This window comes from Paenibacillus dauci (assembly GCF_000971985.1).
GTDB lineage: Bacteria > Bacillota > Bacilli > Paenibacillales > Paenibacillaceae > Saccharibacillus > Saccharibacillus dauci.
On record NZ_LAQQ01000005.1, the window covers coordinates 228897 to 242239 of the forward strand.

Annotated in this window: 13 protein-coding genes; all 13 read right to left on the reverse strand. The window is 46.5% G+C overall.

From position 1 onward, the window contains the following. Positions 1 to 18: 18 nt before the first annotated feature. Entirely contained in the window at positions 19 to 531 is a 513-nt protein-coding gene (locus WH46_RS18770) for a hypothetical protein (RefSeq protein WP_156172312.1), read from the reverse strand. A 147-nt stretch (positions 532 to 678) separates the two neighbouring features. Continuing rightward, complete coding sequence (locus WH46_RS18775) at positions 679 to 1827, reverse strand: NADH-dependent flavin oxidoreductase (RefSeq protein ID WP_017813157.1); 1149 nt, start codon at positions 1825 to 1827, stop codon at positions 679 to 681. Positions 1828 to 2114: 287 nt separating this feature from the next. Beyond that, complete coding sequence (locus WH46_RS18780) at positions 2115 to 3590, reverse strand: MDR family MFS transporter (protein ID WP_046227904.1); 1476 nt, start codon at positions 3588 to 3590, stop codon at positions 2115 to 2117. Further along, on the reverse strand, positions 3583 to 4491 hold the full coding sequence (locus WH46_RS18785; protein WP_046227905.1) for a TetR/AcrR family transcriptional regulator: 909 nt from the start codon (positions 4489 to 4491) through the stop codon (positions 3583 to 3585). The genes WH46_RS18780 and WH46_RS18785 overlap by 8 nt, the downstream gene beginning before the upstream one ends. 259 nt (positions 4492 to 4750) lie before the next feature. Then, positions 4751 to 5752, reverse strand: a complete 1002-nt coding sequence (locus tag WH46_RS18790; protein WP_046227906.1) for a metal ABC transporter substrate-binding protein — start codon at positions 5750 to 5752, stop codon at positions 4751 to 4753. A gap of 137 nt (positions 5753 to 5889) precedes the next feature. Next, on the reverse strand, positions 5890 to 6810 hold the full coding sequence (locus tag WH46_RS18795; RefSeq protein WP_017813153.1) for a metal ABC transporter permease: 921 nt from the start codon (positions 6808 to 6810) through the stop codon (positions 5890 to 5892). Next, complete coding sequence (locus WH46_RS18800; protein WP_017813152.1) at positions 6756 to 7460, reverse strand: metal ABC transporter ATP-binding protein; 705 nt, start codon at positions 7458 to 7460, stop codon at positions 6756 to 6758. Before WH46_RS18800 ends, WH46_RS18795 begins: the two co-directional genes overlap by 55 nt. A 318-nt stretch (positions 7461 to 7778) precedes the next feature. Further along, positions 7779 to 8780, reverse strand: coding sequence for an aldose 1-epimerase (locus tag WH46_RS18805; protein WP_017813151.1), 1002 nt, complete (start codon positions 8778 to 8780; stop codon positions 7779 to 7781). 234 nt (positions 8781 to 9014) lie between these two features. Beyond that, entirely contained in the window at positions 9015 to 10022 is a 1008-nt protein-coding gene (locus tag WH46_RS18810; protein WP_017813150.1) for a Gfo/Idh/MocA family protein, read from the reverse strand. Between the two features lie 284 nt (positions 10023 to 10306). Then, positions 10307 to 10669 (reverse strand): replication termination protein, encoded by a 363-nt coding sequence (locus tag WH46_RS18815; protein WP_017813149.1) that lies wholly within the window; start codon positions 10667 to 10669, stop codon positions 10307 to 10309. A 152-nt stretch (positions 10670 to 10821) separates the two neighbouring features. Next, positions 10822 to 11979 carry an acyltransferase gene (locus WH46_RS18820; RefSeq protein WP_046227907.1) on the reverse strand — a complete coding sequence of 386 codons (1158 nt, stop codon included), beginning with the start codon at positions 11977 to 11979 and terminating at the stop codon, positions 10822 to 10824. Positions 11980 to 12012: 33 nt separating this feature from the next. Then, positions 12013 to 12225, reverse strand: a complete 213-nt coding sequence (locus WH46_RS18825; protein WP_156172313.1) for a hypothetical protein — start codon at positions 12223 to 12225, stop codon at positions 12013 to 12015. A 291-nt stretch (positions 12226 to 12516) separates the two neighbouring features. Beyond that, positions 12517 to 13206, reverse strand: coding sequence for a general stress protein (locus tag WH46_RS18830; protein WP_017813146.1), 690 nt, complete (start codon positions 13204 to 13206; stop codon positions 12517 to 12519). Between the last annotated feature and the right edge of the window lie 137 nt (positions 13207 to 13343).

Here is a 13343-nt window from a genome sequence, read left to right on the forward strand (position 1 = left end):
ATTTTCCGTTTTGCGTATCTATTCTTCCAGTTTTGGAACCTGCTTCGATGGATTATCACCTGTATTCGACAATTTCTGGTCTGCAGCAATATGGTAATATTCCAGTTCATATTCATTATCACTGAACACAATCAACCGATCCGGACGGAACAGGATCAATGTCATATCCCGGTTCCCCTGATATTCCCATAATCCTTTTAGAAAAAGGTCCTTATCGGTAATAGTCATACTCAGCCAAAATGCAGGATCTACCGCTTGAATGACCTTGTTCACCCCTGCCTCCTGCAGCTGGCTTTTGACCCAAATATGGGCAAAATCCGCATCTGCCGGATAAGGCAGTACTGCTGTAGGTACAGGTCGATGCGTATAGCTGTAAATACTACGCAGCATCTGTTCATGCCAGGCCGTATCGACAGATTGACGATCCATAATCATTACCCCTGATACACCTTCCAGCTGATTTGCATATTTTTTGATTTGACTGTAAGCCAGTTTCTGCTTCATTCGTTCATTACCGGACAATGACATCATATCCCTCTTTTTATATCCATTTCAGCACGCGTATACGTGTATAAGTCACCTACGTTCGGACGGAATATCTGCTGTATCAACAGCATTATGTAAAACACCCCGGCTTCCGCGTCTGCGTACATGCCGGGGTGTTAAATTCAATGCATATTACTTCGCAGATTCTTGTGCTTCTACGATAGGGAACCAGCCTGGAATATTAATAACCATATTCCAGAGTGGATCTGGCAGTATCAGCGCTTTTTGATCGTTTTTGCTAATAGTGTACAGAATCTCGTCTTCGCGACCGGATTCTACTTTTTCAACCCATGTTGGATCTACAATCAGCTGACGGCCCAATGCTACCAGTGGAGCACCTGTTGCCAGTACCGCTGCTGCATCATCAGGTGTTTTCACGGAGCCTACACCGATTACCGGAACTTTGGCACCTACACGTTCCTGGATGATTTCCAGACGGGAGCGTGTATCTTCTACACCACGACGTGGTACAGAAGTATACTCCATCAGGGAAGTGTGAAGATAGCTGAGGTTTTTGTCAGCCAGTGCATCGATCAGTACCAGAGTATCTGCCATTGTGATTCCCGGAGTTTCCGGTTCTTCTGGCGAGAAGCGATAGCCAACGATGAATGGACCTTTCGCTTGTTCTTTGACAACACGCTGAACTTCATCTACAACGGCCAGTGGGAATGCCAGACGCTGATGCACATCGCCGCCCCATTTGTCTTCACGACGGTTGGAGTGCGGGGAGAAGAACTGCTGAATCAGGTAGCCATTAGCGCCGTGGATTTCCACGCCGTCAAAGCCTGCCGCAATAGCATTTGCTGTTGCTTTACCGAAATCTTTGATAATATCTTCGATTTCCTGGCCAGTCAGCTCACGTGGAGTAGGACCCTGACCACCGTCACCGCGCTCGCTTGGCACTGCGCTTGGTGCAGTTACGTCGCCATCTACCAGCTCAGCTGGAGCCAGACGACCTGCATGGAAAATCTGCAGTACTGCTTTGGCACCATTCTTTTTCAGTGTTTCAGCCAGACGTGTCAGTCCTGGAGTGAACTCTTCGCCTACAGCACGGAACTGGTTGGCAAATCCTTTACCACCCGGAGTTACGTGTGCAACTGCAGTAATTGCCAGACCTACACCTGCTGTACGGCTTGCATAGTATTCCAGTTCTGCATCAGATACAGTCTCATCCGGGTTGGAAGAAGAGTGAGTCATCGGTGCCAGCACCAGACGGTTTTTCAGCTGAATACCATCATTCAGTGTAAATGGTTCAAACAAAGCATTATATTTTGGATTCAAGGTTTCTCTCTCCTATCTAATATGTGTAATGGATGAAGCTTTTCTACTGCTCAAAAGCTATTATTAAAAGTAACAATATATATTATAGTAAACAATTATATTTTTCACAAGTTATTTTAATACATATATTTATTTTTATAAAATAAAGCAATTTGGAGCACTTAAGCAGGTACAAATTTTTCATTTTCATACAAAAACAGGTCTGTCAGCAAAGGGGTTCATTCCTTTAACTAACAAGACCTGATGTCATACATTATTGTGTATACCTGCATACAATTTATTTACATTCAGGACTGGGATGCAGGCTTGGCATGTTTGCCAGAAGCTTCGGCAGCCTGCTCTTTGGGTCTTGCATCTGCGCGCGGTGGTTCTTTGAGGAAGAACATCATGATCAGCGCCAGTACCGACAGTGCCGAAGCGACCAGGAACGCCATATTCGTACCGTGTATCAGTGACAGATCTGCTCCCTGACCAGCAGAAGTCGCCGAGATCGAAGCATTCGTATAAATGGTGATTAATACCGCTGTACCGATCGATCCCCCTACCTGACGGAGGGTATTGTTCATCGCCGATGCGTGTGACAATAGATGCACCGGCAGCTGATTCAGACCGGCTGTTGTTACCGGCATCATCACCATCGATAGACCGAACATCCGCAGGGCGAACATAATTACGATAAATGGAACCGGCGTCTGGTCTGTCAGGAAAGCGAATGGAATCGTACCAATCGTCAGCATCAACAGACCGATAATCCCAATACGCTTGGCACCGAATTTATCAAAGATTCGCCCTGTAATGGGTGACATAATCCCCATTAGTATGGCACCCGGCAGAACGATCAGACCGGACTGCATGGCTGTCAGATGACGTGCATTTTGAATATACAGCGGCAGCAGTGTCGATGCACCGATCATCGCCGTAAATACAATCACTGTAATAATCATCGAAATGGTAAACAGTCGATTCTGGAATACACGGAACTCCAGCAGCGGCTGCTTCAGCTTGAACTGGCGTGTCACAAACAGAATCAGACTGACGACACCGACAGCGATCGTAACAATGACCACCGGATCTGCCCAGCCTTTGGAAGCCGTACTAAATCCGTATAGCAGTCCACCAAATCCAAGTGTAGACAGAATAACCGAAGGGACATCCAGTTTGGGATCACGCAGCTGCCCTACATTTTTGAGAGCAAAGATAGCGATCACCAGATCGATCAGGGCAATCGGCAGAATAATGTAAAACAGATCGCGCCAGGAGAAGGTATCCACAATCCAGCCGGATAATGTCGGACCAATCGCTGGTGCGAACGAAATGACCAGACCAATCATCCCCATGGCTGCCCCGCGGCTTTCTTTGGGGAAAATAACCAGAAATACGGTCTGCATTAGCGGCATAATAATCCCCGCTCCGGCAGCCTGTACGACCCGTCCAACGAGCAAGGTGCCGAAGTTGGGCGATATGGCCGCAATCAGCGTACCCAGTGCAAATAATCCAATCGAAGTAATAAACAAAGCTCGTGTATTAAATTTGTCAATCAAATAAGCAGTGACCGGAATCATAATCCCGTTCACCAGCATAAAAATCGTCGTAAGCCATTGTGCAGCTGTGGCATCAATATTCAGATCCTTCATAATATGCGGCAGCGCCGTCACCAGTAGTGTCTGGTTCAGTATCGCCACAAACGCACCTGCCAGCATAATGCCGACAATGAGCTTGATATTCACTTTTGGTTGTGGCTGTTGTGCTACAGCATTACCCATGTTTCTCTTCCTCCCAATTTGCAAAATAGACATGTTGAAGATAGGAGACCTCTTCACTCAATTCTTCACGCTGCCGAAGATAGGCGATCAGTGCATCCATCATGAATGCCTGTGGTACTTTTTTGCGGCGTTCGACATCCAGCCGCTCTACGGCTGCCAGCAGATCGGCACGTATATGCTCCGGTGAACGCTGATGTACAGCCAGGGTTAGCTCGCGTACCGATTTGCGCCACTCACTTTCACCAAAATATTTGCGTCCGACCTCGGGATCATACAGATTCAGATGGGTAGCCAGCTCCGTATTAACGACCGGTTCCTTGCCCATACGCTGATGGATCACCGCTTCCATGCTCTCTACAATAAAGGCAGCCAGTGCTTCCAGGTCGAGCTTGGTTTTGCGATCTACATGGGACAAAAAGACAAACTCTCTCAGCATCCCCTGCATAGCTACCGCCAAATCCCATACAATCGGTTCGATTTCGGTACCAAATGCCTGGACAAGAGCTTCCTTTTGCCAGCTGATCATCGTTCGTTTGAAGTTCAGCATCACATTTCGTATCTGACTTCCCAATTCCATCGGCACATTTTGGTTCAGGTTAATAAAAAAGTTGTGTCTGACTATAAATTCACGCAACTGAACAACCAGTTTCTGAACCAGCTGTTCCCGCGGCGGCACGTTATCTTCAAAATGAAGCGTACTGCTTGCCTGTACAATCTCTTCGTGCAGCGTGCTTACGATCTGAAGCAATATGTCTTCTTTGGACTGAAATAATTTATAAATGGAAGCCTTGGACATATTGCACTGCTCGGCAATATCCTGAACAGTTGTTGCAAAATAGCCTTTTTCTGCGAATAACTGGCTTCCTGCATACAGGATCGTTTTCTTTCGGTCCTCTACCATAATCGTGCATCTCCTATTTTCTAATATACCCCATAAAACCTGACGGTACTCATAAAACCCGTCAGTTCTTACTTACTATTTTATATGAACTTATTTACAAAGTCAATCGTTGTCATAACAAAAGTATGTATACAATATATATTGCAGTTTCTATTCATTTATACAAAAAGGGATATAAAAAAGCATCCATTACCTTGGTGGTAAGGATGCTTTACAAAGATCCGAAGCTGCCTTGCAGCCAACTGCCGGATGATCCAAATTATTCGTTGAGCGCTTTTGTCAGAGCCGCCAGATTTTCACGCATAACTGAAATATAATTCTCTCCAGCTGCTTCCTGTTCACTGGTCAATCCTTCTAACGGATTCAGTACAGCTGTTTGTGCACCTACTTCATTCGCAATGGTGTCGGCTACTTTGGAAGATACCAGCGTTTCGAAGAAGATGGTTTTCACATTATTACTCTTGGCAAAATCAACTACTTCTGCCATCTTGGCAGCTGTAGGCTCTTCTTCCGGAGACAGTCCGCTTATACCGACCTGGGTCAGACCATAATCACGTGCCAGATAACCAAATGCGGTATGCTGGGTAATAAAGTCTTTACGTTTGGTATTGGACAGGTCCGTCTTGTAATCGGTATCGAGCTTTTGCAATTCTGCCAGATAGGCATCTGCATTTTTCTTGAAATCTGCAGCATGATCCGGTGCCAGTTCACTCAGTGAAGACTCGATATTACGAACCTCGGTCTGTGCCTGCTGCGGAGACAGCCATACATGCGGATCAAAACCGCCATGATCGTGATCATGGCCTTCTTCTGCAGCATGAGCTTCTTCGCCTTCGTGCTCTTCCTCTTCATGGTACCCATCCATCACTTGTATACCTTTGCTGGCTTCTACCATTTTCGGTCCATTGGTACCCACAGCATCCTGCACCTGAGTCATCCACGATTCAAGACCGGCACCATTGTAGACGAGCATATCGGCATCGGTAATTTTGGCAATATCCTGCGGAGTAGGCTCCCAGTCATGCGGTTCGGTTCCAGGTGGAATCAGTACCTGTACATCTGCCAGATCGCCGGCAACTTTGGAAGTGAATTCCTGCATAGGATAGAAACTGGTTACAATATGAAGCTTGTCCGTACTGCCTTCGCCGGCAGTTGTACCTGTTGCAGACGGACTGCTGTTTCCACATCCTGCGAGCACTGTGCTCATTCCCAATACGACCACCGCAGGCAATGACAACCAATTACGCTTGTTCCATTTCATTTCAGTACTTCTCCTCCCCACTCCATCTACTGTACCCAAACATGATCTTTATCTATATTTGCAAAAGATTCATACTCGTTGATGACTGCTTGCTTGATGATATTCAGTACAATGGATATCCCTATTAAGTGGTTATATTAGTTTTTGTTCAATACTTCTGTTTTGACATTGCTTTTCTGGGAGCTGCGGCTCTGACGTTGCCAGAAACGACGGCTATCCACATCAACGACATAGCCAGGGTCTTTGTCCCGGCGAATGCGATATACGATGCGCTGAACTCCCATACCTATCAGCAGGAAAGCCAGCAGCAGCAGTGCTACCGTTGCTCCCGGAGGCGTGTTGACATAATAAGAAGTGGTCAGTCCGCCGAACATGCCGATCAGACCAATGCTAACCGCCATGATTAGCGCGGAAGTGAATCCTCTGGCAAAACGAAGAGCAAGAGCCGCAGGCAGTGCCATCAGTGCCGATACGAGCAGCACGCCGACAATCGGCATGGCTGCTGCTACAGTCATCCCGGTCAGTACCGAGAAAGTCTGGGATAACCAGCGTACATGCGTACCGCCAATCTGCGCAGTCTCTTCATCAAACGTAATATTGTACAGTGGCCGTCTCATCACTGCCCAATAAATCAGTACCAGCAGGAACACCGTACCAATAATCCACAGCTGGGTCGTGCTCACTGCTACAATCGAGCCAAACAGATAGGAACTGAAGCTACGATTCAGCCCGGAATCCATACTCATCAGCACCAGTGCCAGTGCCAGACCACCGGTCATAATAACAGCAATAGATACTTCCCCATAACCACGGAAATTCTGCCGCAGTCGCTCTATAACCAGCGCACCGGCAACCGCAATTACAAATCCTCCCACCGAAGGATTAATGCCCAGAATAGCCCCGATCGCTACACCTGCCAGCGAGACATGAGACAGCGTATCTGCCATCAGAATCTGCCTGCGCAGAACCAGATAAATACCGAGCAGCGGAGCGATGACAGCAATCATTCCTCCGGCCCAAAACGCGCGCTGCATGAACTCGTAGTCAAACATGCCCATCCTCCACCCTCCTCTCGTTCCAGACGGATCATACGATCCAGATAAGGCTCTGCTTCTTCCAGCCCATGGGTTACCATTACTACTGTACGTCCATGTTGTTTTACATGATGACGCATCAATTCGTAGAATCCTTTGCGACTCTCCAGATCCATCCCGGTTGTCGGCTCATCCAGAATCAGTACATCAGGCTCCTGTGCCAGTGCACGTGCAATACATACACGCTGTTTCTGCCCACCGGACAGTTCACCGATTTTGCGATCGCGCAGTTCCCACATACCTACTGCTTCGAGCGAGGAACGCACCAGTGCTTCCTGTTTATCACCAAATCGCTTGAACAGGCCCAATCTCATATAACAGCCGGAACGTACCAACTCAAATACCGTACTCGGGAATCCACTATTAAATGATGCAACCTGCTGAGGCACATAACCGATTACCGGACGTTTGCCTTTGTCATTACGGTTAATCTGTACCCGTCCGCTCCAGGGCTTCAATATACCGAGCAGCAACTTCAACGATGTTGTTTTCGCAGCACCATTGGGTCCGCTAAGTGCCATAAATTCATTACTATATATTTCCATCGACAACCGATTAACCACCGGTTCCCGGTCATAGCCAAACACTATATCCTGCATGGAAGCCAATAACAAGATTAGCCCTCCTTTCGTTCTTATCGTAACCGTTACGAATACCACCTGACTTACTTTACTCCTCGTATGTCAGCATTGTCAATATGTTTATCCAAAATTATTACGATCTGGCGCATCAAACTTCTTGTGGATCGATCACACTTTACTCAAAACAAACAGACACAATGCTTCTACAGATTATTAACCCGTAGTATGCATCGTGCCTGCTCATGCTGTGGATTTACAGCTTATTGACTTGCTTGGATGAATATTTGTAGCCAAAAATAACTACGCGCTAAATCACTTTGAATCAGATACAGTCTATAACTACACGCTTAATCACTTCTGGATCAGATACAGTCTGGATGTTTCTTCCCAGATCTCTCCCTGCTTCAGGCTGAAGAATCCTTTTTCTTCATCCGGCAAATCTACATTCGGTGCATTGACCAGATTGGTCTGCGGCTCGGGACAGAGGAATGTACCTGAAGCTTCGCTATTCCAGATCATCCAGTGTTTGTAACCTGTACCTACATCATAGACCAGCTTCTCCCCAAGACGATTGTCGATAATCTCGGCATAGTTGCGTCCATTTTGAGGAACAGCAGTATAGTGGTTGTCCATCACTTCGCCATAAGGATTGGCACCTTCTGCTTTGAGCTGCTCTTCCCAAGAAGACAGCGGCTGAAACTCACCTGTAGGCAGCATACGCTCGGTCATCTGACGGCGCTCTCCATAGGTAGCGCGGAACGTCACATCGTCTGCAGTACTTTCCGGTGCAAATGGTGCATTGATCGCTGTATGGAATGCCAGCATCATCGGCATCGGATCATTGCCTTCATTACGTACGGTCACCTGCTGCTGCAGTCCATCTTCCGACAACGTGTACTGCAATTTTACCGTGAACTGGTGCGGCCAGTATTGATAGACTGGATGGGAATCATCAATACTCACGCTCAGACAGACAGTACTGTAATACTCATTCGCATCATAGGACACCACATCCCATACAATCGTATGCAGGAAGCCATGCAGATGATTATTGGTTGCTTCTTCATTAATAGGGAAGCTGTATCTGCGGCCGTTCCATGTAAATGTACCGTCTTCATAACGGTTTGGCGGGAACAGTACCGGAATACCATGCGTGCCGGGACTGGAGCGGAACTCTTCCATTTCAGCCTCTTTAGGCTCGCGCAGGAAATTATATCCTTTGACCGTATCGCGATAAGCAATCAGATTTGCTCCTACTCCTGGTAGCACAGCTGCTTCATAAGGACCATATTTCAGCCACACAGCAGGTTCTCCCTGATAAGATTGTTCATAAGCACTGGAATGATTGGACATAATGAAAGTCTCCTTTGTGGTCAAATCAAAATGACATAGACAGAGAATTCGATATGTAATGGATACTCCGTCTATGCAACTGCAAGCATTGTTAATATTTTCATTTACTAATTAATAAATAAACCAACTATTAATGAGTGTAGCATAATTTTGCTTATTCGCCAAAGGCAATACAGGACCTGAATCTAACTTGATCCTGTGACCTTTCTTCTGCTACTATATCGCGGACTGCGCTTAGACAATACGAACTTTTTCACCTTTGCGTGCCGATTCCAGACAGGCAGCAATGACTCTGGTATTGCGCACCGCATCTTCGGGACTGTAGGGTAATGGCGTTCCATCGAGCACGGAAGCAGCAAAAGCATCCATTTGAAGTGCAAAATGATTAGCAGGTTCAATATACTCTTCTCGTTTGCCTTCATCGGTATAGATAGTAATCTGCGGTTCTCCATGAATATCATCACGACGAAATGCATAAGGCAGCTTGATTCTTCCCTTGGTCCCAATGATCTCCAGCGCACAGCTCGAATACGCCCACATCCCGCATTCAAAAGTAGCCGATCTTGCATCCGGAAATTCCATTAATCCCGAAGCCATCATATCCACATGATCATGCTTGGCCGAGAACATGGCATGTACGGTTACCGCTGTAGGCTCAGCCCCAAAGTACATACGGGCTGCAGATACCGGATAGACTCCCAGATCATATAACGAGCCTCCACCCATAGCCCGCTGGTACCGTACATTATCCAGATCATCTGCATTGCTTGAAGTAAAACGCCCATGCATACTGCGTAGTACACCAATTTCTCCGGATTGAATAATTTCCCTCACCCGATTATGCTTGGGATGATAACGGTACATAAATCCCTCAGCAAATGTAACACCTGCTTTGCGACAGCGGTCAACCATCTCGGCAGCATCTGCTGCATCAAGCGCAGCAGGCTTTTCGCATAATACATGCTTGCCTGCTTCTGCCGCTCTGATTGTCCATTCTTTGTGCAGATGATTGGGCAGTGGAATATAAACTGCATCAATATCAGGATCTGTCAGCAATGCCTCGTAACTGCCATACGATCTGGGAATTTCGCAGTGCGCCGCTACATGTTTGGCAACTTCTGCGTCACGACTGGAGATCGCCAGTATTTCATTGCGATGTGATTCTTTGAGAGCAGGTATAATAGCGCTTACAGCAATTTCCGCAGTGCTGATGATTCCCCACTTTAATTTACGTTCAGTCATGGCTGTATTCCTTCCCTTCGCTTCAGATTCGGTCTGCCTGCTTGCCGGATATACGTCCATCCTGAACGAAACCCGATCCCCGATTTCTGCTGAAGATTAGATTTCTTCTATAATATAGAGCAATACACCTGTCTGCACCATTTGACTCTCCAAAAATCTGTATTCATTTATCTACTGCCATCAAGCTCTGCAGCAATTGCTTCGCTTCTGTAGATTATCGACGCAATCCCTGCAGGGACAATAGGCAGTCTATCGGCCGCACAGCTTAATTACCATGCAGCTTGTCAGTTATAGTTATCCGCTTCCGCTTTGGTCAGCATCCCTATACAACGATCAAGATCGGTTTTGACCTGCTTTTTGTAGAGTTTGGCTTTTTCACGGCCATCGTCTGTAAAATGATAAATAACAATTTCCTGAAAATCAACCTTCGGATCATTCCCTTTTAACTGCTTGGTCCGATAAAAAACGCCTTCATGCACCAGTTCATGCAGTGCACGATAAATTTCGCTTTGTGGTGGAGAATAGCCGAATGATTTGAAGCGTTCCTTCATGTTCTCCAGCATCTCGTAGCCATAGCCACGGTGCTCTTCCACCATCGTAATCAGATATAATTTGATAAAGGCGCGCTGGGCGATCATAAATGCCATATCACTCTGCTCCTTTCCATAGTTGCCTGTACATTTATCGCAGTGGAACAAATTATTCCACTTGTTCTATTATATGAAACTTTCACTACTTTGAAAAGTTAAGTAAAGGTAACAAAAAGACCTGTTCATCAGCGAACAGGTCTTTGATCCATCTAGGTTGATTTGGGAACTTTCCGGTATGGAATTCCAGTGAGCCATGCACCGTAAGGGATACGCGATAGCAGATAGGTGAGTAGTATGGACAGCCCCAGAGTAATAAGAGCCGTAATAAGGGTCCGCACAGTTACATCCCATCCCGCCATGATCCAATCGTCTACTCCATACGTAATTCTGAGCATCAGGGCATGTGCCAGATAACCACCATAGGAATACCGGCTGATTATGATCCACCATTGACGATGCCTACTGCTCTCCGACCGCGTAATACTGAGCGCCAGCTGATATACCAACAGCACAGATGCCGTCAGAAATATAGCCATTAACGGCTGCAGTAGCGTAAGTCCAATAAATCGTCTGCCGTAAGAGGCGTCTGCTGGAAATCCACCGGTAACCATGCCTGTATAATACAGTACAAATAACCCGCATAGCAGCATTACCGGGAATTTGACCCGTTGCAGCATACCCAGGAAACTATTAATATGTAGACCGGCTAACGCTCCCAAAAAGAAATAATACAGATAGTACACAATATTCCGGTCTGCATACGTAGTAAAGTACGGAGTCAATACCGGGATTTGCCAAGCTTCCGCCAATTCCGATAGCCAAGGCCGTAAAAACAAAATCAGCTCATAACCCGCAAACAGGATCAAAGGCAGTAGCCATAACGCATATTGCCGTTGACTCGTCCACTGTACCGCTTTTCGTACAATCGTACGCAGAAAAGGAAACAGCAGATACATTGGTATAATCATGACAATATACCATAGATGGTAGCTGGACTTGCCAGTATACCAGTACCGGGTAACATCCGGCAGCCATTCTATAACCGGTCTGGCATAGGTTCCATTCAGCCCGGCATAAAGTAGTGACCATAATAAATAGGGCACAATAATATCTTTAAACCGTTTGCGGATAAAAGAGCTGTAGGATATCACCCCGTCATAGTTATAAAAAAGCACCAGCCCAGTAATAAAGATAAAGGCCGGTACCGCAAATTTGGCCGCTAATAGCATCAATGTGAGTCTGACACCATCTCCCGCCGTCACTTCAGGCACGACGGAGTAATGAGCGATCGAGTGCTGCAGCACAACGGCGGCAAAAGCCATGCCACGCAGAATCTCAATTTCTCCAAGTCTTTGTTTTTGTATCATACTGCTCTCCCGATCATCATAACGACTGCATGATTATTTACACATCATAATAGTTTCATCATTCCATGTGCCTGCATTTGACATCGCTGGCGGTGCCGGAATTTGAGCGCCCTGTTTAGGTGCCTGCGTAGATGAACCTGGCATACGCAGTTCATTGCGCAATTTTTTAATCCATTGACGGCGCGTCTTTTTCTTGTCTTTGATCGAGCCTGACGTCTGATGATTAAACATTAGCTGAGCTTGCATCAGTATTACCTCCCCATTCATAATTTTGGAAAGCATAGCACCTTCCACTGCCAGTATAACGTCAATCCCGCAAATCGGATAGGGCATTTATAACCTAATCCGCAAAACCTACTCAAAGATTATAGCGAAACCTGCAGAAATATGACGAAAAGCCCATCTCCGGCAGTATTCTACCGAAGATGAGCCTGTTTAAAGCGTCATGTTTGCAGGAGACGGATTATTCATCTGTCCAATTTGCTGTATATTCTGGTGTATTTACTGGTAAGATCTGCATGGGTCATACGACTGTATTTATACGCCGTATCCGCCATTGGAGTAAGAAGTCAGTTTGTTATCCGAACCCTGACTGTCATTATTGGTATCTTTTGGAGTAACATCGCTGCGAACTTCCGACGCATTCGGATCATCTTCGGTACGTGTTTCTCTTTGGTTGGTTGTTGTGGTTCCCGCTGTTGTAGAACCGATCGTTTGTCCGTCATCACGGGTACGATATCTGGATTCGTTCAGTGAACGATTGTTCCGGAATACACCGTAAGCATGATCATAACGATCATCTTCATCTACGAGCACCAAAATTTTACCTTCATTTACGTAGCCTTCATATTCATTGGCTTCGTCTTCTGGAATACCCATTCCGACCAAACCGCCTACCAGTCCACCTGCACCTGCACCTACAGCTGCGCCGGTAATCGTCGCTGCAATAGGGCCGGCCGCCAGAATCGGTCCAATTCCCGGAATAGCCAGTGCGCCCAGTCCGGCGAGCAGACCTGCTGTACCGCCGAGAATACCGCCTGTAGTAGCACCGGCAGCCACACCTTCCGGTGCTTTCGTATCGGTCTCGTCCGTAATGGCACGCATATCTTCTTTATCCTTGGTAATCACCGAAATTTCGTCTGTAGTGAATCCTTGGGCTTTCAGATCTTCTATCGCTTTAGATGCTTCGCGTTCCGTTTCGAATACACCCACAATTTTCTTGTCCATGATTGTTACCTCCCTATGGTTGGCTTTCTACAAGCCTTCGTGAAGATGTTGTAACTTTCAAGATTTGGTACATTGTTGTACATGTGGTCCTGCATATACTTACCCGTGCAGAGATTCGTTCAAACGTCAGAACATAA